This window comes from Clostridium sp., assembly GCF_036569345.1.
Classification (GTDB): Bacteria; Bacillota; Clostridia; order Clostridiales; family Clostridiaceae; genus Clostridium_AD.
Map to the genome: position 1 here is coordinate 1 of NZ_DATCQT010000016.1, position 25,630 is coordinate 25,630.

Below are 25,630 nucleotides of genomic sequence, written 5' to 3' on the forward strand. Positions count from 1 at the left end.
AAGACCTGTAAGGACAAAAGGTGACAGAGAAAACTTGATTAAATCACTGCCACATGAGGTAATTGAATGTGTACTTAATGCCGAAGAAGCTATGTGTAAAATATGCGGCAGTGAACTTAATATAATCGGAAAGAAAAAAGTCAGATCTGAAATGGAATATATCCCAGCAAAGCTAATAATGAAGGACTACGTCCAATATGTATATAAATGTGTTGAATGTGGGAAAAATGATACGAATCCATATGATTCTATATCCTGCGCACCTGTACCAGCGCCTGTGCTTACGCATTCTTTTGTGTCGCCTTCATGTGTGGCATGGGTAATGTATCAAAAGTATATGATGTCAGTACCACTGTACCGCCAGGAAAAGGACTTTAAAAGAATGGGTGCTGAACTTAAGAGAGACATGATGGCAAACTGGGTAATACGCAGTTCTGAATATTGGCTGAAGCCTCTATATGAGAGGATGCATGAGCAATTGTTGAAATGTAGTGTTATCATGAGTGATGAAACAACCTGGCAGGTAAACCACGAAAGTGGAAAGAAGGCGTCAAGTAAATCTTATATTTGGGTACATAGAAGTGGTAACTGTGAAGGTCCACCAATAGTTTTATACAAATATACCAGCACACGTTCTGGTGATCATGCAAAGAAGTTCCTTGAAGGTTTTCATGGTTATCATGTTTCAGATGCATATGCTGGGTATGAAAAGGTTGAAGGAATTACACGGTGTCTTTGTTTCAGCCATTTAAGACGATATTATCTAGAAGCCATTCCGTTGGATTCTAGAAAAAAAGAAATTTTAGGATCAGGCGGAGCCATTGGACGAGCTTATTGTGATAAACTCTTTAGACTAGAAAGAAAATGGAAAGAGTTATTGCCTGAGGAAAGAAAAAAGAACAGACTTATATATAGTGTCCCTATACTGGATGCCTTTTTTGCATGGGTAGAAAATACCTTCACTAATCAAGACTACTTGAAGAAAGCTTTGGGATATACACTAAATCATAAAAAATATTTTACCAATTTTCTGCTTGACGGAAGAATACCTTTATCGAACAATCTATCGGAAATCTCAGTGAAACCCGTGGCAATCACACGAAAAAACTCACTGTTTTCCGATTCGCCAGAGGGAGCAGAAGCGTCAGCTACTGTATTTAGCATTATAAATACAGCAGCAGCCAATAATTTGGATGCTTATAAATATCTTGAATATCTCTTCCGAAGGCTACCAAATAGTAATTTTGCATCAAATTTTTCTGTGCTTGATGAATACTTGCCATGGTCAGATAAAGTACAGCTTGAATGTAGTATAAATACAACGGAAACAGAAATAAACAAAAAGGAGGAACCTTGCAGTGAGTCAGCCTAATATTGACTATATGATGAATATGACAAAGGAGTTTCTTAGCGGGGAAATTGATGGAATAGCTTATACTCTTGATTTTCCATATGAGCTGGAACAACGATACAAAAAAATGCATCGAGAAGATGATGATTATTGTGAATTGATATATGAATGTCTTTATGAAGAAGGTATAGCTATATATAATGAGCTATCAGACCCTGAGTTTAAGAAACTTATTCGAAAACAGTATAACTACATAAAGAAAATTGCAAAAGAAGGATTTTATTAAAAAACAGCTTCACAGATTAATGTGGAGCTGTTTTTTTAGGTAACGGTATGTGTTCCATCGCTTACAGCTTATATTTTAAAAAGTTAAAATTAAAACCGAATAATCCATAAAAACATCATATTATTCATAACTGAATTTACAGTGTTTTTATGTCGAATCTCATGTAGCCTCAATGGTTCTTTGTGTTAATAATTTATGTAAAAATGTAATAGTTTAATAGATACATAGGGTATCTTTTTTATTTGGCCCGAATAGGTTAATATAAGGATATATAATGTAGATGCCTGTATATATTTAAAGGTACAAAGATAAAAACCAATAAAAGGATAGAAGTAATTACCTTTATTTAGCACAATATATGTTTAATAGGGGAGGTGAATGAGATGAATTGGAAGGAAGAATTAGTATTACAATTCAGAAATATGACTATTGATAAAAATATTATTAGTAAAGCAATGCAAAACTTTGTTAATGTATTTAATAGTAATTTAGATAAATATAATATAAAAAATATTCGAGCAACAACAGATTTAAATGAATATATAGAGATAAAGTATTATAAAAAAGTTAAAATAGAATATGCGGAGAGTAACGTTGTTTTTAGTTTATTTAATAATGAAGGAATCCAGCAAAATATATCTATTAAATTAAGTATTGCTAAAAAAGTAGGGGGTTATTTCCTTCAGTATATTAATACAGAAGAACGTAATCCAAAATTGAAAGCATTTATTGATGAAAATATTATTGATGGAATTCTTCAAGATTTATTTGAATTAAATGAAGAAGCAATAACTATAAAATAGCAATAAATACTTATCATCATCCAGAGTTTGGATGATTTTAGTTATGTAATAAACCTAAAAATGCGTGTACATAAAGTACCGCATTTTTAAATTGAGTCTAAAGAACACTATTACTTAGAACAGCATTAGGTTGATTAGAATTATTTTGACCATTAGTGGTTGAACTAGTATTAGCTTGCTCTTGCACAACAGTTTGTAAAAGTTGCGTTAAGTCATTATTGCTATTTGTACTTGGAAAAAGACTGTCCGAACTATCAGCATTTTCAACGCTACCAATACTTGAACTATTACTTGTATCTTGAGTTGTCATAATTTGCATCATTTGTTGCATGACCATTTGTTGAAGTTGCTGAGCTTTTTGCGACTGCAACGATAAGCTATCTAGTCCATTAACTGTACTAGCATTATTAGCAACGCTTGTCCCAACATTAGTAGAAGTTTGATTTTGTGAATTTTCTAATATTTGCTTAAGTAAAGCTTCAAAGCTAGAACTTGCATTCGCACTTGAATCATTTTCTGAAATTCCTGTTGTTGATTGTGATGATCCGGTGCCCATAAGTTTTAAAAGTTGTGACATTTGATTAATCTCCAAAACTATTCCTCCTTTTTTAAAAGAATAAAGTGTATATTTCCCATTTTACTCTTTATAAGAATAATTATCTACACTTTAAATAGTTATAATAAATTTATTTTCTAATCTTTTATTATAAAGTGAAGTAATTTCATTTATGTAAAAACAAAAGAAGAATAATAATGCTTGAAAAATCCAGGCATCATTATTCTTCTTTTATATTATAAAATCTAGGGTATATTCTGCATTAAGACTTTTATACTTTTCTACAAGATCCTGTAGAGTTACCGAATCCATAACTTTATTAATTTGTTCATTAACTTCCTGCCATACTATAGTGTCTATACAAATTTTTATGTTATTATCTACACTTAAGGTTCCGTCATCATCTCCGGAAATATTTAAATCACCTTCAAGTATTCTTAAAACTTCACCTACTGTAATTTTTGAGGCTTCTCTTGACAGTGTATAACCACCTTGTGATCCTCTTGCACTTTTTACAAGGTTAGCTTTTCTAAGTATTGAGAAAACTTGCTCTAAATAATTTTCTGAAATTACCTGTCTTTCAGCAATGATTTTTAATGGTATATATTCACCTAATGAGTGCACAGCGATATCAACCATTGATCTTAAACCGTATCTTCCTTTAGTTGAAATATTCATGGTAAGTTATGTCTCCTTATTAATACTAAATTATACAAAAACTGCATAAAATAATATTTATTCTCCAAATTAAATCATACTATATAGATTTGAATAAGTCAACTTAGGCAATGCCAAAGAAATACATATAAATAATGATTATATTTGATATTAACTTTACTTAAATATTTGTGCAGAAATCATGATTATGCAATAAATCATATAAAAGGAAATGATAAAAAGTTCATGACATGCACGAACTTTTTACCTAATTAGATTTAAAGATAGTTGAGTGTTATATATTTTCAAATTCATTTAATGTTTTTAATTTATTCTCAACTTTAATTTTCTCACTTCTTATATTATCTAATTGTTGTAGTAATTTTTTATTTTCTACTTTTATTGTTTTGCTTGAATTGTGTTGAAGCCCAGATTCTGCAAGTTCTAAAGTATATTGTATTTCTTGCTCAAGCTTATTTTTATAAGTCTCTTCAAATTCCTTTTCTACCTCAGTTAATTCTTCATTCAAAGTTGTTTTCATACTATCAATAACCTGCCTAGACACTTCTGATTTAATTTGTTCTTCAGTTTTCATACAAATTTCATCTCCTTTTAATTTAATTTTTACTGTTATTAATAATGAACTCTAATTAACCAAAATTTAATATTTTTATCACTCCACCCAAGGTCCCAAGGCACTTTGCTTCTATCTGAATTATGACAGCTAACTAAGGAATAGCCTCTTGAATCAGCCCCGGTTACAACAGATATGTGAGTTATGTCATTTTTTTTCTCATAAGCAACAAAATCTCCAGGGAGTAATTTATAACTTGCCTTATATACTTTGTCATATCTACCATAGGCAATTATTGATGCTCTACCGCTATAAATCATGTAATTTTTAAATCCATCTGCATTTAGCCAAGCTTTTGTTGCTCCATTTTTGTCATAACTCCAAGCATAATTTTTTCTGAATTTCCCACCTTCGAAAAGAATCTGAGATGCAAAATTCGCACAATCACCACCCTCAGGATTATAGTCTCTATATTTTTTATTATACTTAAAATCATATTCTAAGGCACTTGCAGCACCACAAAATTTATCAGCATATTCTACAGCCTGTATACGTCGTTTATCTATTGTAGTTAAATCTCTTGCATCTTGAGATAGTATAAATTCTTTAATAGAATCTGCTTTTATATTTTCTAAATCTAAGGAGTTAGCAAAAGGATCTTTATACCACTCTTTTGAAATAACCCAAGAACCATCTTTACTCATAAGTTGTAAGTTATGATAAGTTCCAATTTTAGAAATGTTTTTTATTAGGGGTCTATCTTTATATATATATTTGTATTCTGTGGAGCATAGTAAGTAAACTGAAAAATTATCGTTAACACCTTTTATTTTTTTTACAATTACAGTAGGTAATATATCTGTAAATTTAATACCTTGTTTTTCAGCCCAATTATTAATGTAATCCATCTTTCTTTTTTCATACTCATATGCCCAAGTACCATATTTTGTATCCATATTATAAAATGATTGTATTAAGGCTAAATCACCGCTTAACATAGCTCTGTTTCTATTTTGAAAAATTTGTTCTATATAACTGGTAACTTCTTTTTTAGATTCATCAGTAACAGCATATGCATATCTATTATTAAATAATTGTATTGACAAAAGAAACAGAATAAATATAAATAAGTTAAGCTGAGATGATTGTAATTTTTTGTTTTTACAAAAATTCATAATATTAGACTCCTATTATTTTATTAATGCATTGATTTTATTTATTGCATTTTTTACATTTACTTGTTGTAACGGTATACCTTCATACCATGTTTTTTTTGAATCCGTGAGAATTGCAAAATAGCGGGCTTTCAAAATTATTTCCGGTCTATACTCAAAATGTAGAATATCAAAATGAGACCATTTACCTCCCCAAACAAAATTATTATTTTCAAAAACTTTTACTAGTTCTTGAGAATAGGATGCTAATCTTTTTTCGCCAGCTTCTTTAGAGGACCATTTCCAATAATCCCTTTTGTCACTGGCAAGATCAATAGCAATTCCATAAGAATGGGGACTTAATCTTCCTGTACCTGAAATTACGCGGTAATTGTAAGTACCATTACAAGGAAATAGACATTTTCTCACATTCTGGTTTGATTCTGAAAGAGGTATTAATTCATTCATAACAGCGTTCAGTGAATTAGTTGCATTGTTGCTCTTATTGAATTGATAATTGCTATAGCCATTTTTAACTGCTATAAGTTTAGATTCTATGCTTTGTTTTGAACTACCATAAACTTCGGACAGTAATTCATAAGACCTAAAGCGACCAGGGTCAAAGTCACCATCTCGAATACTTTTAACAGGCGAAAGAGGATAAATTTGCTCTAGAGTATCTTGCAGGTCAGGATTTGATAGCTTTTCTTGCACGTTTTTAGCTTTCTTGTCATCATAGCATAGCTTTTTTCCAGACTTCATTATTAGATAAACATATCCATTATTTGTTTCAATATTTGTAATGTATTCAGGATAAGCAATCATTAGGCATAACAAGTCTTGTTTCATTGTTAAATTATATTTATTAGCGGTTTCATTTGTTAAGGTAGCATTAATAGCTGAGGTTGTTATATTTCCCATATTAAGAAGAAGACTAACAAGAAGCATAAAAACAGAAAATTTCCTCACGATAATAGTTCCTCCTTATAAAAAATTAAATTTTTACGGGAATTTCATAAATTTATGAAGTTCTAATCATTTTTTAATAATGCTTTTGATATATATAATTTCCTATGAACTATTATTATATGTGTGGATATATTAACAAATTTAGTGAAGTTATTTCCAATATAAATAAACAAATCATAATTTTAATTTTAAAAAATCATAACTTATTCCAAGGTAACAATACACTTAATAAATGACTGTATTAATATTACATTGTATAAGATTTTATGATTTTTATAAATGTACATTAATATTGTGAAAAATGTTATATTATGTGATAATTAAAATAACAATTGTGGTATGGTTTATTTGCAATAACAAGTAAAGGAGTGATATTGTGTCTAGAATGAATTTTATTAATAAATCCTATAAAGATAAACTAAGGGCAACTTATACTTTACTTATGTTTCTAGTTTTAATTTTATTAAGTGCTCTTTTATATTATCAAATGAATAAAACCGTTCAGCCGATTATTGGTGAAATAGGAGTACATGTTATTGACAATGAAGCACAATATTTTGGCCAGCAGTTTTATAATCAAAGAAATATATTGGAATTAATTTCAAATACAGAAGTATTTAAAAATGGTGATTTTGTTGGTATTAAAAAAGAGATAGATAATCAAATGGTTAGATATGGCGATGTATTGATATCTATGAAGTTTAGGGCGATAAATGGAAAGGAATATAATAATAACCCGAGGAATATTATTATATCTGCTAATTATGAAAAGGCGTTATTAGATGGGTATGAGTTAATGCGTATAACTCAAACTACATATAATGCCAAGCTTTCTGAATATATCTCAACTACAGGAATTAAAGTAACTGATAATAAGGGAAATATACGGGGAACGTTAATCATTAATGCAGAAGTTAAAAAATTAATTTTACCTGTTCAAGAAACTAAATTAAGTGAATTAGGCGAAATGTGGATTTTTGATTCATTTGGTAATGTAATTATAGATCCAAATAAAAAGGAAATGAAAATTTATGATGTTCAAGGTTTTAAAAAACAAATTAAGAACAAAACCTCTGGAGAAGTAAAAATTATTAATGCAAAAGGGGATTCCAGTTATTTAACATACTCTAAAATACCAAATACAGAAGGGTTATATTTAGCAATGGGAATAGAGCATAAAGACTTTTCACAGGCTATGCAATTTTTAATGTTTATAATTTTAACTGGTGCAACACTTGCCAGTGTTTTCATCTTTTTATTTGCAAATAAATTATCTGCTTTTGTTACAAAACCTTTGACACGCATGGTTAAAATTATTCAAAATTCTGATGGTACTAATTTTATTGAAATTCCGAAGGATCTTAAAGAGAGCAAAGATGAAATTGGGATACTTGCAAATACAATCGATGAAATGGCTAGAAATATTCGCAATAATGTGAATGATCTTAATGCTGAGATTAAAGAACGTCAAAACGCAGAAGAAAACTTGCTAATTTTGAATAATGAATTAGAGTTCCGTGTAGAAGAGAGGACACTGGCATTAACAAGGGTTACTAATAATTTATCAATTTCAGAAGATAGATTTAGAATAGCGCTAGAAGCTGCACATATTGGATTATATGATTCGGATTTCGTAAATAATGGGATAGTGGTAAATGGTGTTTTCCTAAAACTAATTAATTCATTTGAGTATAAGAATGGATACATTAAAGAGAGTGATTGGGTAAAGTTTGATGATAAACTTACAAATTTTATTTATGAAGACGACATATTAAAGGTGAAACAATTGGTAGAGGACAATTTGCCAGGGATACAAGAAGACTTTTATGCTGAGTTTCGATTAAAGGAAGACACTAATATTTGGCTTTCATTAAGTGGACAAGTAGTTAAAAAAGATGAGGCTGGAAAAATAGTTCGATTTATAGGAGTGCTTCAAAATATATCTGAAAGAAAAAGTAATGAGGTACAATTAAAAAGTGCAAAAGAAGAAGCAGAGGAAGCAAGTCTTGCAAAAAGTCAGTTTCTAGCAAATATGAGTCATGAAATTAGAACACCGATGAATGCAATTATGGGACTTACCCATTTAATAGGACAATCTAATTTAAATAATACTCAGAAAAATTATATTTCGAAAATAGAGGGATCATCAAATTCATTACTTAGAATTATAAATGATATATTAGATTTTTCGAAAATTGAAGCTGGTAAAATCGAAATAGAGCATATAAAATTTAGTCTTGATAAGGTGCTAGAAAACATATCAAACCTATATTCCATATCTGCTACTAATAAAGGTATTGATATTAATTTTTATACGGAAGAAGTCGTGCCAGACATACTTATAGGAGATTCACTAAGATTAGAACAAGTTATATGCAACTTGACTACTAATGCTATAAAGTTCACGAAACATGGTGAGGTAAATGTTTCGGTAAGAGCTATTCATGAATCAAAAAATAAAATAAAGTTACATTTCAGTGTTAAGGATACAGGAATTGGATTAACAAATGAGCAAATTGGAAGATTGTTTACAGCTTTTACTCAGGCTGATGGTTCAATGACAAGGAAGTATGGTGGTACGGGGCTAGGCCTAGCAATTTCAAAACAATTGGTTGAGCTCATGAATGGTGTAATATGGGTAGAAAGTGAGTATGGTAAAGGGTCATCATTCCAATTCAATATGGAATTTGATAAAGATATCAATGATTTGAAATCAAGATATTTAGAATATTCAGATTTACAAGGGGAAAGAGTTATTGTGGTAGATCATAATAAAACCTCACTAATGCCAAAAGGGATTAGTAGCAAAGAGGATAATGAAGATGGACAAATAAAATACCAATCTAAATTGATTAATAAGAATATACTTCTTGTTGAAGATAATGAGATTAACCAACTGGTTGCCAAAGATATTTTAGAGGGCGCTGGTATTCATGTAAGTATTGCAAGTAATGGTGAGGAAGCAATTAATAATGTTCGCTCAAATAAATTTGATGTCGTTCTTATGGATGTGCAAATGCCAATTATGGGGGGATATGAAGCTACAAAAATTATTAGAAAATTTTATTCCAAATTAGAACTACCAATTATAGCCATGACTGCAAATGCATTAAGGGTTGATCGCGAAATAAGCATAAAGGCAGGTATGAATGATTACATTACAAAACCAATAAACTCGGAGGTTTTGTTTGAAAGCCTTATAAAATGTTTATTCGATAAGAAAGCAGAAAAAGCTGATAAGACCATTGATTTAATTTCCAATATAAGGAATGAGACATTAGACATGGAAAATACTTTACTTAGACTTGGAAATAAGAAGGATCTTTATAAGGATTTATTAAATATATATGTGAATAATTATAGTGATTTAGTAAAAGAACTTTCAGATTTGATGAGAAACAAGAAATATGATGAAACAAAGCGATTTATTCATAGTTTGAAAAGTGTAACAGGAAATATTGGAGCTATGAAACTTAATAATTTTATAATACAGTTTGAAAAGGAATATGAGTCATACGACGAAGAAGTTATAAAAGAACATCTTGAGATATTTTTTTCTTTAAATGAGGAACTTTTAAAGAATATAAAAAAAGTTTTTTCATTAAATTCAATAGAGAAAAAAGTAAGTGCTAATTGCGATGTTTATAGTGAATTAGAACAATTGCTTATAGTTTTAAAGAAAGCACGAACTAAAGAAATTAAAGAAAGAATGGACTACTTAGTAACAAATACTACGGAAACAGCTTTTGTGGCGAACATAAACGAAATAAAAAAACTTGTAGATAGTTATCGTTTTAAGGAAGCTAAAGTTATGGTAGAAAAACTGATGGAGGAAGCATTGAAAGAGGATATGTTTAAAGAGAATACATTGGAGGATAATAATGGATAGACAAAAGACAATAATGATAGTTGACGACATAGAAATGAATATTGATATTCTTGTGGATGCGCTTCAGGAAGAATATGATTTAATTGTTGCTATTAATGGGGTAGAAGCAATTGAGATACTTCAAGAAGAAATACCTGATTTAATTCTTTTGGATATCATGATGCCAGAAATGAATGGATATGAGGTTTTAAATGTTTTGAATAAAAAACTTAATTTAGTAAATATACCAGTTATTTTGCTTTCCGCAATTACTGATAGTGACTCCAAAACCAAAGGGTTTACATTAGGTGCAGTAGATTATATAACTAAGCCTTTTGAGATTGTTGAAGTAAAGGCTAGAGTTAGGACACAACTAAGGTTAGAAGAAGCACGTCTAGTTTTAGAAAATCAGAAGTTTGTTTTAGAAGAAATGGTGAAAGAAAGAACAAAACTTCTTGAAAGAACTAACTCTGCAGCAATCTACTGCCTTGCTGCTCTATCTGAGACAAGGGACCCTGATACAGGTGAACATATCAAAAGGACACAGAAATATATTAGAGAGTTGGCACTTGAATTACAAAACACTGATAAATATAAAGAGATTCTTACAAAAGAATATATCGACCTCTTATATAAGTCAGCACCTTTGCATGATATTGGCAAAGTTGGTGTGAAAGATAGTATTTTGCTTAAACCAGGTAAACTTACAAAAGAAGAGTTTGAAGAAATGAAGAATCACACAATATATGGTGAACAATCATTAATGGTGGGAATAACCGAATTAGGAGAGGATTCATTCTTGACATTAGCGAAAGAAATCGCATTAACGCATCATGAAAAATGGGATGGTACTGGATATCCAAAGGGATTATGCAAAGAAGAGATTCCAATATCGGGACGACTTATGGCACTTAGTGATGTATATGATGCACTTATTAGTAAAAGGGTTTATAAGGAAGCCTTTACTCATGATGAGGCGAAGAAAATTATATTAGAAGGTAGAGAAACTCATTTTGATCCAGATATAGTGGATGCGTTTATAAGAAGGGAAGATGTATTTATTCAAATAATGGAAGAATTTAAAGATAACTCTAAGTAGTAGTACCTAAAAAAATAGGCATCATAAATCTGGTGCCTACTTTGAGTTTTTTTAATTTGTTATAGCAATTTTAAAAAGTTACAATAACAAGAAATATGCAACTTTTCTGATGGGGGGAACCTGAATTAACCGTTTATAACAAATCCACCATTGACATGAATAGTTTCACCACTTATATATGATGCCCCCTCTGAGGCTAAAAACACATAAGTTTCGGCGAGTTCCACAGGTTGACCTGGCCTTCCTATAGGGGTATTGCTTCCAAATTTACCAACCTCAGATGCACTGAAGGAAGAGGGTATAAGAGGTGTCCATATCGGCCCTGGAGCCACAGCATTAACACGTATCTTTCTACTTGCAAGTGAAAGAGATAAAGAACGGGTAAAGGTAACTATTGCTCCCTTAGTTGAAGAGTAATCAATTAAAGTCTCATGTCCTTTATAGGCCGTAATTGAAGAAGTATTTATAATTGTAGCACCCTCTTTTAAATGTGGTAATGTTGCTTTGACCAAATAAAACATACCAAAAATATTAGTTTTAAAGGTTCTCTCTAGTTGCTCCTTTGTAATATCTTCAATACTATTTTGGGGATGTTGCTCCCCAGCATTGTTGACAAGGATATCTATATTACCAAATTCTTTTATTGCCTTTTTTATAACATCATTGCAGAAAACATCATCTCCTATATCACCAGATATTAAAATACACTTTCTACCTTTCGCCTCAATAAGTTTTTTTGTCTCCTCGGCATCTTCATGTTCATCTAGATATACTATTATTATATCGGCACCTTCTCTGGCATAAGAGAGCGCAATTGCTTTTCCAATTCCACTATCACCACCTGTAATTAAGGCTACTTTATTTATTAATTTATTAGAACCTTTACAATTTGGATTTTCAAAAATAGGTTTTGGATTCATTAATGCTTCGAAACCTGGTTGTTTATCTTGTTTTTGTTCAGGTACGCTTTTAGGGAAATTAAAGTTCTCATTCATAAAATATCTCCTTTTGTAAATATAATATTTTTTCTGTTTTTAGTTTATGGTAAATTATCATTTATATTCACTTTGAGTCTATTCTCTAAATTATATATAAATTGGACGAATAGCAAGAAGACTTGAAATATGTTATAATTAAAAAATATGAGTGCAACGAACATTAAAATAAAATAGTTATAAAATTGAAGTTGATATAATTGAAACATATTTATTTATATATAAGTGACCTATAAAGTCAGAGCTAAATGAAGATAAATCAGCCTAAATATACTCATATCACTAATAAAGGGTGGTTTCTTAGATGCAATATAATCATGTAAGAAAGTTGTTGTTTCCAATTTTCAAGAAAATTCATAACAGGATATGAGTGATTTGTGACATTTAAAGTTCAAGACGACCACTTACAGAGGAGAAAAAATGTTATTTGAAGATTTAAATCTCATTACACCAATAAAAAAAGCTTTAAAAATTGAAGGTTATGTGGAACCTACGCCTATACAAGAAGCTGCAATTCCTACTATATTGGATGGAAAAGACTTTCTAGGCTGTGCACAGACAGGCACTGGAAAGACCGCAGCGTTCGCTATTCCCATATTGCAAATTCTTTGTGGAAGACAAAAAGTTATAAATGGTCCTAAAAATATAAAGGCCTTAATACTTGCACCTACGAGAGAACTAGCAATTCAAATTGGAGAAAGCTTTACGGCTTATGGAACACACATGAATCTAACTAGTACAGTTATTTTTGGTGGGGTATCTCAAAAAAAACAAACTGATGCTTTAAGAGATGGAGTAGATATTTTAATTGCAACTACTGGTAGACTGCTTGACTTAATGCAACAGAAATACATTAACATACATCATGTAGAAATGTTTGTACTCGATGAGGCAGACCGTATGCTTGATATGGGATTTTTGCGTGACGTAAAAAAAATTATAGCGCAACTACCTAAAATCAGGCAAACTATGTTATTTTCAGCAACGATGCCACAGGAAATATCAAAACTAGTGGATTCTATTCTAATAGATCCAGTAAAAGTAGCAGTCACACCTGTTTCATCTACTATTGAACTTATTGAACAATCAGTATATTTTGTGGATAAAAAAGATAAGAAACCATTACTTATTCATTTACTACAAGATAAATCTATAGTCTCTGCCCTAGTATTCTCAAGAACGAAACATGGCGCAAATAAGATAACTAAGGACCTTAATATGGTAGGAATAGAGGCTCAAGCTATTCATGGTAATAAATCTCAAAGCGCAAGGCAACTTGCCTTAAATAATTTTAAAACGGGAATAACTAGAGTTTTAGTTGCGACAGATATAGCAGCAAGAGGGATTGATGTTGAGGAATTATCTCACGTAATTAATTTTGATTTGCCAAATATTCCAGAGACCTATGTACATAGAATAGGAAGAACTGGAAGAGCTGGACTTGGCGGAATTGCAATATCATTTTGTGATGTGGAAGAAAAACCTTTTCTTAAAGATATTGAGAAGGTTATTTCAAAAAAAATACCAATAGTCGAAGATCATCCTTTTCCTGCTAGTAATGCACCAATTGTAAATGATGTTAAGAAGGTCACTTCTGTGAAGTCTCGAACAAATGGTTATGCTAGGAGAAATGGAAGAACTCAAGGTGGTAGTCAAGATAGAAATCAACAAGGTAAAAATTCTAGATCATCAAGATAAATAACATTTAAGTTAATTATGGTCAGTGCATTATTATTTTTGACTTCATATTTATTTTATATGTTTAAAAAGTATAAAGCCAATGATTATATAAATAATCATTGGCTTTATTACTCTGTATTTTAAATTTCATACAGAATTAGTTAGTAGTCACCGTTTTTAGCCCTTGCAAAATTTTCTACGCTTAAAAATATAGATAATTTATCAATTAACATAACTAACATCTCCCTTATTTAAGTTTAATGTTTGCTTGTCGACTACAACAATAGTATATCCCATGCTTAAAAAGGTATACATGAAAAAATAATAAAATTTAATTTTACATAAGAAATACTAAAGAATTTTTAGATTTAAGGAGGGGATCAATACTAATGTGTATAGTAGAATACAATGAAATATACAATTCTATTTTAAAAGAATTTCAGCTAAGTAGTTCTAATTTAGAAAGAATGAAAATATCAGTTGAAGTTTTAAGCAAATCCAGAGTGGATATATGCAAACTATTAAAAATACAAAAATTTAAGGCTGAAATAATAGACTTAAATAAAAAAGAAATTATTATGATTATAAATATGAAAAAATCTAGTATAGAAAATTACGAAGAAAAACAAATAGGATTAAGAAACAAAATTAAAACTTGTAAAAGTGAGATTAAAGTAATAAAATTTTATCTAAATAAATTGGAGGATACTATTAATAAAGAACAGCAAGAAGGTAGAGAATTGCGCGAATCTCTTGAGATTTTTGTTAAAAGAGAAAAATTCAAATTTATAAAAAAAATATTTATTAAAAAGTATATAAAGGTTTTTAATAAATATTCTAATAAATTGGGTATAAAGACAAAAATATATGAATGTAATAAAAGAAAAGAAAAACTACGAAAGGAGAAACAAAATTTTTATTATGAAAAAGAAAAAAATAATAAAAAAATAAATAGCGATAAAATAACACTTTCAGAAATGAGGAAAAAAATAGTATATATGAAAAAATGTATTGAGTTGCTTATTGTAAAAATTGATAATATAAATGAATACATAAAAATAGAGAAAAAATTTAGAGAAGAAATTTTGAAGTATGATAAGTTAAATTAAAATAAAAATAAAAGAACATAGAAGAAGGAGAAATATAAAAAATGTAAAAAGACAATTTAAAATTTTCTCTTTACATAATTATTTTATTAGATTAGAAAAAATATTATTTTAATGCCTTTTCAAATATACCAAGAATAATATTTTTAGAAGTAACGCCCTCATGAACTTTAACTCCATCAACATAGTAGGTAGGAACATAGTAATAATTATATTGTTTTGCTATATCGGGCTTAAGTTCTTCATCAATTATTTTAATATCAATACCAGTGTATTCTGGATTTTGGATTTTTATAGTTTCCATCCATGCAAGTGCTTTTTTGCAGTATGGACACCATTCAGTTACAAACATAATTACTGGTTTCATTTATTATCACCACCAAACTTTCTCATTAAAACATATATTAATAAATTTATAATGTCATATGTATTAATATTATACACCATTTTAGTAAAGCTTAGTGTACTATAATAAAATATTAAACCTTAAATAAAAAAAGCACTAAATCAAAGAAAATATATATTTAGAAATATATAATTGTATTTTTACTAAAAATAAAACAATTATTGATAAAAAATAATAGAAATAATTTGAATAATTTGATATAATGAACTAGTCGAAAAATAACTTATTATAGCAAAAATTAAATGAATTTTGATAATTAAATAATAAGATAAAATAAGGAGCATGCTAAATGCAAACAATAAAACAATTAAGTAAGAGGGAATCCATAGTTAAGATAATAATATTAATAGCATTAATAATATTTGCATTTTTAATAAGATCTATTTTCAATTTAATTTTATTAACTTTTATGATTACTTATTTAGTGAATAGCTTGCAAACTTTATTAACTGATCAAATTAACAAAGTAATAAAAGTGAATTCAACTATTATTACCATAATTATATATATGTTTATGACAATATCTATAGGTATTCTGGCAGTGAAATATATACCAATTGCTATTTCTCAAATATTAATAATGTTGGATAAAATGGAGTATATAAAATTTACGAAAGATACAAAAGGCATTATGTCATATTTAACACCAATATCAAGTAGAATTGATATAGCAAGTTATGCTAAGTCCAGTATTCAAAGTATTTTGCTTTTCGTAACTAATTTAGGAAAATGGAGCTTGAATTTTTTCATGGCACTTTTACTAAGTCTAGTATTTACATTACAAAAGGATAGTGTCTTAAAATTCGTAAATAAGTTTAAATATAGTAAAGTATCTGTGTTATACAATTATTTAAGTTATTTTGGTACTAATTTTTTGAATTCATTTGGTAAAGTAATTCAGGCTCAAATAATGATAGCAATTACAAACACAATATTATCAATTATAGGACTTACTATAATGGGGTTTCCTCAATTATTCGCTCTTGCATTTATGATATTTATTTTAAGTCTTGTACCTGTTGCAGGTGTATTTATTTCATTAATCCCACTATGTTTAATTGCTCTTAAAATAGGTGGATTAATTAAAGTGTTTTTCGTGCTTATTATGATTTTTGTAATTCATTCTGTTGAAACTTATATTTTAAATCCAAAGTTTATGTCTGACACCACCCATCTCCCAATATTTTTTACTTTTTCTATATTAATAGTATCGGATCATTTTATGGGAACTTGGGGTCTTTTACTGGGTATACCAATATTTATATTTATACTAGATTTACTTGGAGTGGATGTGAACGAAAAAAGCGACTCTAAAACTAAAGAAAACTAACGATAAAATTATACTATACAATGAAAAAATGGCCTTAGAGCTAGCTTTAAGAAAGGCAGTGATTATGTGACAGTAGAAAATATGGAGTCTATATTAAAATGCCCTGTATGCAATTTAAGTTTAAAAAAACTTGAAAAACAATATGTATGTTTAAATAACCATAGTTATGATATATCGAGCAAAGGACATATTAATCTTCTGCTGGCTAATCAAAAGAATACAAAAGAACCTGGTGACAGTAAAGAAATGATGGAAGGACGTAGAGAATTTTTAAACAAAGGATATTATCACACTTTTTCTGAAAAATTGAACGATTTAATAATATCAAAGATAAGTGGAAAAAATGTAAATATACTTGATGTTGGATGTGGAGAAGGATACTTTTTATTTAGACTTAAGGAAGCCATATATAAAAAAGGATTGAACATTACTCTAAATAAAGAATTTCATTTTTTTGGTGTAGACATTTCAAAAGCTGCAGTTACATATGCTACTAAAAGAGATAAAAAAATAAACTTCATAGTAAGCAGTAATTTCAATTTACCAATAATGACTAGCACTATAGATATTATTATTAGAAACTTTGCTCCATCTGATGAGGCCGAGCTTAATAGAGTTTTAAAGGATAATGGTAAACTAATTGTTGTAACACCTGGGATTCAACATTTATATGGATTAAAAGAAATATTATATGTAAACGCCAGAGAACATGAGGAAAAAATAACAACATTTGAGGGATTTAAGTTGACTCAGAGATTAAAAGTTAAATATAATATTGATGTGGAAAATGGCGAAGATATAAAGAGTCTTATTTCTATGACTCCTTATTATTGGAATATTGACAATGCTATGAGAGAAAAGGCAAGTGTTACTTCTAAACTTTCAACCAAGCTTGATTTTAATATAAGTGTATATGAGAAAAGTTAGCAATCTCTTTGGCTTTAATTCTGGTAATATAATTATCCATATTTGTTTTGATTAAATTTCTGAATACAAGAAGGAAGGTTGATATGGAAAATTTATTCAAAGCAATAATAATAGGGATTATAAATAGTGTCAAAAGGTTTCCACTGACTATTGGTGTTTCCACCTCCTGTGTTTTACTTCTTATTTATATATCAGAAGTAAAACAAGGAGCTAATAGTGATTTTATAGAATTACTTGGAAGAGTGACCATGATACTTGCCCTTGGAATTCCACTTTCATTATGTATTAAACTTTTTTTTGAAAGGCTTAAGCAATATACGAATACTGTGCTACAAGCATCTTACTTCGGAGGTATTTTATTACTAATTCTCTATTATTACTTTTTTCTACAAGATGTGCAAATGGTTTCAATGTCAAGATATATTGGTTCTAACTTTATTCTTTATTTAATTTTCCTATTTATATCATATTTGCCAAAACGTGATGATTTTGAACTTTATGTTATTAGGGTTTTCACTAGATTTTTCACCACGATTTTATATTCACTTGTTTTATATCTTGGACTAGCGGCAATTCTTTTTACAATTGATAGGCTTCTAGGAGTTAATATTAATAGTGAACTTTACTACTATACTTTCCTTGTTGTTGCCGGAATATTTGCACCAGCATTTTTTCTTGCAGGGATTAAAGCAAAAAATGAAATATTAAATTTAAAAGAATATTCGCGCCTTCTTATGGTACTTGTATTATATATTATAATGCCACTTATTTGCGTATATACAATAATACTATATATATATTTTGGTAAGATAATTATCACGAGGCAGTGGCCAGAAGGGCTTGTATCTAATCTCGTGCTTTGGTATTCTGCATTAACTGCCGCGGTGTTATTTTTCATATCACAACTACTCAATGAAAATGCTTGGACAAGGAGATTTATGAAGTATTTTCCAAAGGTAATTCTACCACTTATAATTATGATGTTTATTTCTATAGGGATAAGAATTAATGCATATGGGGTAACTGAAAATAGATATTTTGTTGTAGCACTTGGGATATGGACATTTTTAGTTATGATTTACTTTTCAACTACAAAGAAACTAACAAATATTATACTTCCAATATCACTTGCAGTAATAACCGCTATATCTGTATTTGGACCTCTTAGTAGTTATTCAATTTCAAAATACAGCCAAAACAAGAGAATCAACAAAATATTTGTTAAAAACAATATGATCTTGGATAACAAGATAACTAAAGCTAGTGCTAAGGTATCTGATGAGGATGCAGGGCAAATAACTAGTATACTTAGTTACTTTGATACATTTCATAGCCTACGAGATGTTAAAGGATTACCACAGGGCTTCAAAATATCCGAAATAGAGAGAACACTGGGAGTAAAATATAGTGGCCAAAATTTTCAAAACAATAACGAGTATTTCTATTTTAATTCTAGTGGCCCTATGGAGCCAATAAATATAAGCGCGTATGACTATCTCTTTGTTTGGAGGAATAATGGACAGCAGACCCAAGGAGCTACATCATTTGGTATGAACTTTGATAATGAATCAAGCATATTAAAAGTAACTAAAGATAAAAATAATATTTATAAAAAAGATATAATGTATTTTGCAAACAAACTTATTGCTAAATATGGTGTTAACAACCAAAAGGGACAGAGTTTATCTCAAGAAGAGATGTCCTTTGAAGATGAAAATGATAAAGTGAAAATTAAAATTCAATTTTCTAATATATCAGGAAATAAGACCACTATAAGCGATAAAATAGAATCAAAGAATTTTGAATTTTATGTTCTAGTTAAAATGAAATAAATAAGAGATTAGAGGTGCATTTATGACTAATGATGAAATGTATAAACGTATAATTGCTATGACTAGTATTAAAACTGCGAAAAGTTTTATTGAAACTTATGATATAAGTAAAGGTGATTTAAGTAAACTATGCAAGAAATTTAATATATTTGTAGAGGGTAAAGCTACTAAGGAAGATATGATTGATAGATTTTTAGGCGAAACATTAGGTAAAAAATTAAAAAACAAGGTAATTAATAAATATAATAATAGATAAGGAATTCAAACAAGCTAATTTTATAAACAGGATAAGTGTATAAATAACTTTATTTAATAAAACAATACTATGAGGTGAAAAAAATGAAGTTGTTTATACCAGATATTGCATATATAGACCCGAAAATATTAAAATATGAAAAATCAAAAAAAATAATAGAATATTTAGAAAAATTAAAGGTTCCTATAGTTAATTCTAAAAAAGTAGTGATAGATACCGGATCGCCTGAGAAAAACTATGCAACTGCTAAAAAAACTATTCTTTTTACAACAAATGGTCAAAAAAAATTAGTAAGCTGCAAACCATCTGCAGATTTTCAATTTTCTCTGTCTAGTTCGTGTCCAGCCAATTGTGAATATTGCTATCTTCAGACTACTCAAGGTGAAAAACCTTTTATGAAAATATTCCTAAATATTGAAGAAATCTTAGAAAATATACAAACATATATAGATGCTAACATGCCAAATATTACTTTTTTCGAATGCGCAAGTATAACTGATCCCATTGCTCTTGAACACCTAAGTGGTAATTTAAAAAGGTGCATAGAGTTTTTTGGTGTTAGTTCTAATGGGAGACTTAGGCTTGTAACGAAATTTGATGATGTTGATCCATTTTTAAATATAAAACATAATAAGCACACAAAGTTTAGATTTACTTTAAACTCTCGCTATGTTATAGATAACTTTGAACATAATACTTCCAGTTTTTATGAGAGAATAGACGCAGTTAAGAAAATTGCTGCTGCTGGATATCCAATAGGATTTATAATTGCACCTATTATGATATATGATAATTGGAAAGATGAGTATAAGGAATTAATTGAAACACTAAAAAAAGCGTTGCATGATTATCATGAGGAATTAAGTTTTGAACTTATCCAATATAGATTTACAAAAGCTGCAAAAAAACTTATAGTTCAGAGGTTTATTAACACTAAACTTGATATGAATGAAGAAAGAAGATTATTAAAATGGGGACCATATGGAAAGTTTAAGTATGTCTATACGAAACCAGACAGTGAGGATATAAAAAAATATATCTCAGAACTGATAAATAATAATTTTGATAAAGCTATAATTGAATATTTTACTTAATAGTTCAATTATTTAAATACTTGAACTATAAATCCCCATAAATGAAAAGGCATTTACGTTTATTTTTTTTTATTATAAGCACAATTTCAAGGGAGATATTGAGATTCCTTCTTTCACAAGTGCTAAAAATTTTTTTCTTGAAATATAAACTGCTCCTAAACTTTCCAAATGGGTTGTATAGACTTGGGAGTCAATTATAGAAAAACCTTTTTCTTCAAGTAATTTGCCGAAGGTAATAAAGGCTGTCTTTGAAGCATTATCCATAATTGAAAACATTGATTCCCCAAAAAAACATTTTCCTATACTTACACCGTATAATCCACCAACTAATTTACCTTGGTGCCAGGTTTCCACTGAATGAGCGTAACCGAGTTCATTAAGTTTACAGTAAGCTTCAATCATTTCATTTGTAATCCATGTGCCTGTTTCTTTTCTCAAATTAGAGCAATTAGATATAACGTCTCTGAAACATGTGTCATAGGTAACTTTATAAGTGCTTTTTTTCAACAGCTTTTTCATAGAGTGTGAAATATTAATATCCTTTGGATAAACAACAAACCTTGGATCAGGTGACCACCAAAGTATTGGCTCATCTTCCGAGAACCATGGAAATATTCCATTAGAATACGCAAGTAATAATCTCTCTGCAGATAGGTCGCCCTCTATAGCTAATAGACCATCCTCTTCTGAAAGAGATGGATCAGGGAATGCTAAATCATTTGATAATCTATAAATCGGCATAATAACTCCTTTCAAGATATTTTAGTAGTTATAAAAGTATAACACAAATAGGAAAAGGAATTAATCGTTCTATTTTATAATATAAAATGATAAATTATTATTTTCATATCTAGACTGTATTTTTAGCTTATTGAATGAATCCCCTATATTTGGACATAATTTCAAATAAGGAGGGGTGATATGAGAAATACAAAAATTCTATATACAATTTTAACAATAATTTTAATTGCTTTTATTGGTGGAAACTATTCGCTTGTTCATTATATGGATAAAAATAATTTAAAGCTTGAAACGAATGCTTCATTACCATTTTTGAAATTCACAGATAAAATCATTAGTGATAATGATTTAATGCAAACGTCGGTGACTAATAAATTGGCTATGGTGTCTAAGGATACTAAATTTATTTTTAAAATAAAATATAAAGATAAAGAAGTTAGAAATATGGTGTTAGAAAAACATTTTAATGGTTCACAGTTATTAATTAGTAAAACACAACCAGAGCTTACTGAGTTTTTTAAAAACCAAGGTTACTCTGTTTTTAGTATGAGTAATGATGAAATAGTTTTCGTTAATAATAGTGATAGGTTCAGTTATAAAGGTAATATGTATTTTTTAGGTGTATATGATGATTTGGTAACGATTTATAAAACTGATAAAAATGGAAATATAGTAGCTCATAAATTGTTTAATTCTAATGTATATGCAATAGATGGTAAACAGCAGAAATATGATTTTGAAGCTGTAGATAAAAATGATTTACAATATATAAAAATAGCCGACCTTAAAGAAAAAGACGGATTGGTGGATGACTTAATTAAAGGTAGAAAGTATAGCAAAGATGTTGTTGGTGTCAATAATATTGACGAAGAAAGTGAGTATGAAAAAGGTGAATTTAAAACTCCAGAAAAGGCTTTTGATTATGCAAGAGGTTTATTGAAGTCTTAATATTTTCATAAAAAAAATAAGGTAAGATATTAAAAAATACATTTTTCAAGGTAAAACCTTAGGAAATACATTTTTTAAGGATTTTTGCCTTATTTTTTATTTTCATGCACCATAATTATTGAATTAATACTGTTTAGGTGGTAAAGTATTATATGTTGCTATAAAATAAGAGAATAACAATTAATATTATCGATGGGTAAGTAGCAAGGAGGAAATATTATGTACGAATATATAAAAGGAATCTTTGTAGGCATTAGTAAAGACTACATTGTAGTAGATAATAATGGTATTGGATATAAGATATATACATCTGGAAGTACTATGGCAAAGATGCCTAAAACAAGCGAGAGTGTATTATTATATATAAAACAAATTGTTAGAGAAGATTTTATTGGACTATATGGATTTCTAACAAAAGATGAGATAGATATGTTTAGCCTAGTAATTAGTATAAATGGAGTTGGGTCAAAAGCTGGATTATCACTGCTTTCTATTTGTAGTGTTTCAAATTTAAAATACGCTATTGTATCTGGAGATGAAAAAACATTAATTCGGGCGCCTGGTATAGGAAAAAAAATTGCTCAAAGAATAATACTGGAACTTAGAGAGAAAATTCATATTGAACAGTCTTCCATTAATAATTTATCACAAATTTCTGGAAGTGATTTAATAGAGGATAGAAAACTTATAGAGGTTTTAGGAGCTCTTATTTCTCTTGGATATTCTGAAAGTGAAGCAGAAAAGGCCTTAAAAGCTATAAATAAGGAACAATCACTGGAAAATATGATTAAAGACTGTTTAAAATACTTAATGAACTAAGGTGGGAGTATATTATGGATGATATTGAAGAAAGAATTATTACGTCTTCTATCATTGAAGAAGATATGGAAGCTGAATATTCCTTAAGACCTCAAAAACTTAGAGAGTATATTGGTCAATCCAAAATAAAAGAAAAATTGAATATATTTATAAAAGCAGCTCAAAATAGACAAGAAGCTCTGGATCATGTACTTTTATATGGACCACCTGGGCTTGGTAAGACAACGCTTGCTAACATTATTGCTAGGGAAATGAAGGGTAACTTAAAAGTAACTTCTGGACCAGCTATAGAAAGAGCAGGTGATCTTGCAGCTATTTTAACAAGTCTTAGCGATTATGATGTGCTTTTTATTGATGAAATACATAGGCTTAACAGATCTGTCGAAGAAATATTATATCCAGCTATGGAGGACTATGCACTAGACATTGTAATTGGAAAGGGAGCTTCAGCAAAATCTATAAGATTAGATTTGCCTAAGTTTACACTTATTGGTGCAACCACTAGGATTGGGTTATTAACGGCACCACTTCGTGATAGATTTGGAGTGCTTAGTGCTATGGAATATTATACTCAGGATGAGTTAAAAGAAATAGTAATACGCTCTGCTTCTATTTTGAAAGTAGATATTACTGAAAATGCAGCAGTAGAAATTGCAAGACGTTCAAGAGGTACGCCAAGAATTGCTAATCGTTTGCTTAAGAGGGTTAGAGATTATTGTGATGTTAAGGGAGACGGAATTATTGATTTGAATTTAGCAAAGTCAGCGTCAGAACTTCTTGAAATAGATGATGAAGGCTTTGATAGAATAGATAATAAAATGCTTGAAGCTATTATAGACAATTTTAATGGTGGACCTGTGGGTATAGAAACGTTATCCTATTTTATAGGAGAAGAATTAGGGACGCTACAAGATGTATATGAACCTTATTTAATTCAAAAGGGATTCATAATTAGAACACCAAGGGGAAGAATGGCGTCTGAAAAAGCCTATGAGCATTTAAATAGGCCTTTAAAAAAGTCTAATAATCATAAAGATATAAAACAATTCACAGTATTTGATGATGAAAACAATGAACTTTAGATGATTTTTGATAAAGAAGGGGTGTAATTTTTTTGAAAGTTAAGGATTTTTATTTTGAGTTACCGAAGGAACTTATAGCGCAACATCCACTTGAGAAAAGGGATGAGTCGAGGCTTATGGTAATTAATAAAACTAAAAAAGAAATAGAGCATAAACATTTTAAAAATATAATAGATTATTTAAATCCAGGTGATTGTTTAGTATTAAATGATACTAGAGTATTACCAGCAAGGCTTCTAGGTATAAAAGAAGGAACAGGTGGTAAAATGGAATTTTTACTCCTTAAGAGGATAGATATTAACCATTGGGAAACCTTAGTTAAACCTGGAAAAAAAGCAAAGATTGGGACGTGGTTTGTTTTTGGAAATGGTGAGCTAAAGGCAAATGTTATAAGTATTTCTGAAGGCGGAAGTAGAATAGTAAGATTTGAATATGACGGAATTTTCGAAGAGATTTTAGACAAATTAGGAGAGATGCCACTACCACCATATATAACAGAAAAATTACAAGATAAAGAAAGATATCAGACTGTTTTCTCAAGAGAAGTAGGATCGGCAGCAGCTCCTACTGCAGGACTACATTTTACAACTGAATTAATAGATCAAATTAAAGCTAAGGGTGTTAAAATTGCCTTTGTAACATTACATGTAGGATTAGGCACTTTTAGACCTGTAAAAGCTGAAGTTGTGGAAGAACATGAAATGCATTCAGAGCATTATATGTTAAGTAGTGACGCAGCAGAGGTTATAAATGAAGCAAAAGAAAAGGGTGGTAGAATAATTGCTGTAGGTACTACATCTAATAGGACATTAGAAAGTATAGCTGATGAAAACGGAAAAGTATGTGAAAAGTCAGGCTGGACAGACATTTTTATTTATCCAGGATATAAATTTAAAATTGTTAATGCCTTAATAACAAATTTTCATTTACCAGAATCCACACTAATAATGTTAGTTAGTGCTTTTGCAGGTAAAGAGTTAGTTATGAGCGCATATGACATAGCAGTAAAAGAAAAATATAGATTCTTCAGTTTTGGAGATGCAATGTTTTTATACTAGTGAATAATTTTGAGTAAAGAGCTTACTTTTAATTATTGT

24 protein-coding genes are annotated in these 25,630 nt (G+C 29.3%); 16 read left to right on the forward strand and 8 right to left on the reverse strand.

The features are described 5' to 3' along the window. From tnpC to VIM70_RS00545, 3 genes are all read left to right on the forward strand, one after another. The coding region (gene tnpC / locus VIM70_RS00535; RefSeq protein ID WP_331943025.1) for an IS66 family transposase at positions 1–1,372 on the forward strand (1,372 nt) is incomplete at its 5' end. Continuing rightward, a complete protein-coding gene (locus VIM70_RS00540; protein ID WP_331943027.1) occupies positions 1,359–1,637 on the forward strand; it encodes a hypothetical protein in 279 nt (92 codons plus the stop codon). The genes tnpC and VIM70_RS00540, both read left to right, overlap by 14 nt. A 383-nt stretch (positions 1,638–2,020) precedes the next feature. Next, positions 2,021–2,440 (forward strand): hypothetical protein, encoded by a 420-nt coding sequence (locus VIM70_RS00545; protein WP_331943029.1) that lies wholly within the window; start codon positions 2,021–2,023, stop codon positions 2,438–2,440. Positions 2,441–2,537: 97 nt separating this feature from the next. Here VIM70_RS00545 and VIM70_RS00550 read toward each other — a convergent pair whose 3' ends face one another. The 5 genes from VIM70_RS00550 to VIM70_RS00570 form a co-directional block, all read right to left on the reverse strand. Further along, a complete protein-coding gene (locus tag VIM70_RS00550; protein WP_331943031.1) occupies positions 2,538–3,032 on the reverse strand; it encodes a hypothetical protein in 495 nt (164 codons plus the stop codon). A 195-nt stretch (positions 3,033–3,227) separates the two neighbouring features. Next, a complete protein-coding gene (locus VIM70_RS00555) occupies positions 3,228–3,674 on the reverse strand; it encodes an Rrf2 family transcriptional regulator (RefSeq protein WP_331943033.1) in 447 nt (148 codons plus the stop codon). Positions 3,675–3,948: 274 nt separating this feature from the next. Beyond that, positions 3,949–4,248, reverse strand: coding sequence for a hypothetical protein (locus VIM70_RS00560; RefSeq protein ID WP_331943035.1), 300 nt, complete (start codon positions 4,246–4,248; stop codon positions 3,949–3,951). 38 nt (positions 4,249–4,286) lie between these two features. Further along, positions 4,287–5,402 carry an amidase domain-containing protein gene (locus tag VIM70_RS00565; RefSeq protein WP_331943037.1) on the reverse strand — a complete coding sequence of 372 codons (1,116 nt, stop codon included), beginning with the start codon at positions 5,400–5,402 and terminating at the stop codon, positions 4,287–4,289. Between the two features lie 15 nt (positions 5,403–5,417). Continuing rightward, on the reverse strand, positions 5,418–6,350 hold the full coding sequence (locus VIM70_RS00570; protein WP_331943039.1) for a M15 family metallopeptidase: 933 nt from the start codon (positions 6,348–6,350) through the stop codon (positions 5,418–5,420). 385 nt (positions 6,351–6,735) lie between these two features. Here VIM70_RS00570 and VIM70_RS00575 point away from each other — a divergent pair, with 385 nt between their 5' ends. Both VIM70_RS00575 and VIM70_RS00580 read left to right on the forward strand, forming a co-directional pair. Then, the gene (locus tag VIM70_RS00575; RefSeq protein WP_331943125.1) at positions 6,736–10,239 is read left to right on the forward strand and encodes an ATP-binding protein; all 3,504 of its coding nucleotides are present in this window, start codon (positions 6,736–6,738) and stop codon (positions 10,237–10,239) included. After that, the gene (locus tag VIM70_RS00580; protein ID WP_331943041.1) at positions 10,232–11,317 is read left to right on the forward strand and encodes an HD-GYP domain-containing protein; all 1,086 of its coding nucleotides are present in this window, start codon (positions 10,232–10,234) and stop codon (positions 11,315–11,317) included. Before VIM70_RS00575 ends, VIM70_RS00580 begins: the two co-directional genes overlap by 8 nt. 125 nt (positions 11,318–11,442) lie before the next feature. On the opposite strand, the gene VIM70_RS00585 is transcribed toward VIM70_RS00580, so the two are convergent. Beyond that, positions 11,443–12,312: an SDR family oxidoreductase gene (locus VIM70_RS00585; protein ID WP_331943043.1), complete on the reverse strand. Its 870-nt coding sequence runs from the start codon at positions 12,310–12,312 to the stop codon at positions 11,443–11,445. A 420-nt stretch (positions 12,313–12,732) separates the two neighbouring features. Between VIM70_RS00585 and VIM70_RS00590 the strand changes: the two genes are divergently transcribed. Together VIM70_RS00590 and VIM70_RS00595 are read left to right on the forward strand one after the other, a co-directional pair. Next, a complete protein-coding gene (locus VIM70_RS00590) occupies positions 12,733–14,010 on the forward strand; it encodes a DEAD/DEAH box helicase (RefSeq protein ID WP_331943045.1) in 1,278 nt (425 codons plus the stop codon). A 371-nt stretch (positions 14,011–14,381) separates the two neighbouring features. Next, positions 14,382–15,101: a hypothetical protein gene (locus tag VIM70_RS00595; RefSeq protein ID WP_331943047.1), complete on the forward strand. Its 720-nt coding sequence runs from the start codon at positions 14,382–14,384 to the stop codon at positions 15,099–15,101. 103 nt (positions 15,102–15,204) lie between these two features. Here the strand turns inward: VIM70_RS00595 and VIM70_RS00600 are convergent, their stop codons facing one another. Continuing rightward, positions 15,205–15,465, reverse strand: a complete 261-nt coding sequence (locus VIM70_RS00600) for a thioredoxin family protein (protein ID WP_331943049.1) — start codon at positions 15,463–15,465, stop codon at positions 15,205–15,207. Between the two features lie 328 nt (positions 15,466–15,793). Between VIM70_RS00600 and VIM70_RS00605 the strand changes: the two genes are divergently transcribed. From VIM70_RS00605 to splB, 5 genes are all read left to right on the forward strand, one after another. After that, entirely contained in the window at positions 15,794–16,834 is a 1,041-nt protein-coding gene (locus VIM70_RS00605; RefSeq protein ID WP_331943051.1) for an AI-2E family transporter, read from the forward strand. A gap of 66 nt (positions 16,835–16,900) precedes the next feature. Then, positions 16,901–17,761 (forward strand): methyltransferase domain-containing protein, encoded by an 861-nt coding sequence (locus VIM70_RS00610; protein ID WP_331943053.1) that lies wholly within the window; start codon positions 16,901–16,903, stop codon positions 17,759–17,761. A gap of 83 nt (positions 17,762–17,844) precedes the next feature. Continuing rightward, positions 17,845–19,593, forward strand: coding sequence for a DUF4153 domain-containing protein (locus VIM70_RS00615; RefSeq protein ID WP_331943055.1), 1,749 nt, complete (start codon positions 17,845–17,847; stop codon positions 19,591–19,593). Between the two features lie 22 nt (positions 19,594–19,615). Beyond that, on the forward strand, positions 19,616–19,849 hold the full coding sequence (locus VIM70_RS00620) for a hypothetical protein (RefSeq protein WP_331943057.1): 234 nt from the start codon (positions 19,616–19,618) through the stop codon (positions 19,847–19,849). Positions 19,850–19,932: 83 nt separating this feature from the next. Next, positions 19,933–20,943, forward strand: coding sequence for a spore photoproduct lyase (gene splB / locus VIM70_RS00625; RefSeq protein ID WP_331943059.1), 1,011 nt, complete (start codon positions 19,933–19,935; stop codon positions 20,941–20,943). Between the two features lie 72 nt (positions 20,944–21,015). Here splB and aat read toward each other — a convergent pair whose 3' ends face one another. Further along, positions 21,016–21,684, reverse strand: a complete 669-nt coding sequence (gene aat, locus VIM70_RS00630) for a leucyl/phenylalanyl-tRNA--protein transferase (protein WP_331943061.1) — start codon at positions 21,682–21,684, stop codon at positions 21,016–21,018. A gap of 180 nt (positions 21,685–21,864) precedes the next feature. On the opposite strand from aat, the gene VIM70_RS00635 reads away from it, so the two are divergent. The 4 genes from VIM70_RS00635 (at position 21,865) to queA (ending at position 25,591) form a co-directional block, all read left to right on the forward strand. Beyond that, positions 21,865–22,632: a hypothetical protein gene (locus VIM70_RS00635; RefSeq protein WP_331943063.1), complete on the forward strand. Its 768-nt coding sequence runs from the start codon at positions 21,865–21,867 to the stop codon at positions 22,630–22,632. 219 nt (positions 22,633–22,851) lie between these two features. Next, positions 22,852–23,451 carry a Holliday junction branch migration protein RuvA gene (gene ruvA, locus VIM70_RS00640; protein WP_331943065.1) on the forward strand — a complete coding sequence of 200 codons (600 nt, stop codon included), beginning with the start codon at positions 22,852–22,854 and terminating at the stop codon, positions 23,449–23,451. A 14-nt stretch (positions 23,452–23,465) separates the two neighbouring features. Next, positions 23,466–24,533 (forward strand): Holliday junction branch migration DNA helicase RuvB, encoded by a 1,068-nt coding sequence (ruvB, locus tag VIM70_RS00645; RefSeq protein ID WP_414648632.1) that lies wholly within the window; start codon positions 23,466–23,468, stop codon positions 24,531–24,533. 32 nt (positions 24,534–24,565) lie between these two features. Beyond that, positions 24,566–25,591: a tRNA preQ1(34) S-adenosylmethionine ribosyltransferase-isomerase QueA gene (gene queA, locus VIM70_RS00650; RefSeq protein WP_331943067.1), complete on the forward strand. Its 1,026-nt coding sequence runs from the start codon at positions 24,566–24,568 to the stop codon at positions 25,589–25,591. Positions 25,592–25,630 lie beyond the last annotated feature (39 nt).

Coding starts and splice junctions, on each gene's coding strand:
- VIM70_RS00545 (WP_331943029.1), top strand. CDS start 2,021: ATGAATTGGAAGGAAGAATTAGTATTACAATTCAGAAATATGACTATT.
- VIM70_RS00560 (WP_331943035.1), bottom strand. CDS start 4,248: ATGAAAACTGAAGAACAAATTAAATCAGAAGTGTCTAGGCAGGTTATT.
- VIM70_RS00595 (WP_331943047.1), top strand. CDS start 14,382: ATGTGTATAGTAGAATACAATGAAATATACAATTCTATTTTAAAAGAA.
- ruvB (WP_414648632.1), top strand. CDS start 23,466: ATGGATGATATTGAAGAAAGAATTATTACGTCTTCTATCATTGAAGAA.
- VIM70_RS00635 (WP_331943063.1), top strand. CDS start 21,865: ATGAGAAATACAAAAATTCTATATACAATTTTAACAATAATTTTAATT.
- VIM70_RS00580 (WP_331943041.1), top strand. CDS start 10,232: ATGGATAGACAAAAGACAATAATGATAGTTGACGACATAGAAATGAAT.
- VIM70_RS00605 (WP_331943051.1), top strand. CDS start 15,794: ATGCAAACAATAAAACAATTAAGTAAGAGGGAATCCATAGTTAAGATA.
- VIM70_RS00620 (WP_331943057.1), top strand. CDS start 19,616: ATGACTAATGATGAAATGTATAAACGTATAATTGCTATGACTAGTATT.
- VIM70_RS00565 (WP_331943037.1), bottom strand. CDS start 5,402: ATGAATTTTTGTAAAAACAAAAAATTACAATCATCTCAGCTTAACTTA.
- ruvA (WP_331943065.1), top strand. CDS start 22,852: ATGTACGAATATATAAAAGGAATCTTTGTAGGCATTAGTAAAGACTAC.
- splB (WP_331943059.1), top strand. CDS start 19,933: ATGAAGTTGTTTATACCAGATATTGCATATATAGACCCGAAAATATTA.
- VIM70_RS00575 (WP_331943125.1), top strand. CDS start 6,736: ATGAATTTTATTAATAAATCCTATAAAGATAAACTAAGGGCAACTTAT.
- VIM70_RS00585 (WP_331943043.1), bottom strand. CDS start 12,312: ATGAATGAGAACTTTAATTTCCCTAAAAGCGTACCTGAACAAAAACAA.
- VIM70_RS00615 (WP_331943055.1), top strand. CDS start 17,845: ATGGAAAATTTATTCAAAGCAATAATAATAGGGATTATAAATAGTGTC.
- VIM70_RS00555 (WP_331943033.1), bottom strand. CDS start 3,674: ATGAATATTTCAACTAAAGGAAGATACGGTTTAAGATCAATGGTTGAT.
- aat (WP_331943061.1), bottom strand. CDS start 21,684: ATGCCGATTTATAGATTATCAAATGATTTAGCATTCCCTGATCCATCT.
- VIM70_RS00590 (WP_331943045.1), top strand. CDS start 12,733: ATGTTATTTGAAGATTTAAATCTCATTACACCAATAAAAAAAGCTTTA.
- VIM70_RS00600 (WP_331943049.1), bottom strand. CDS start 15,465: ATGAAACCAGTAATTATGTTTGTAACTGAATGGTGTCCATACTGCAAA.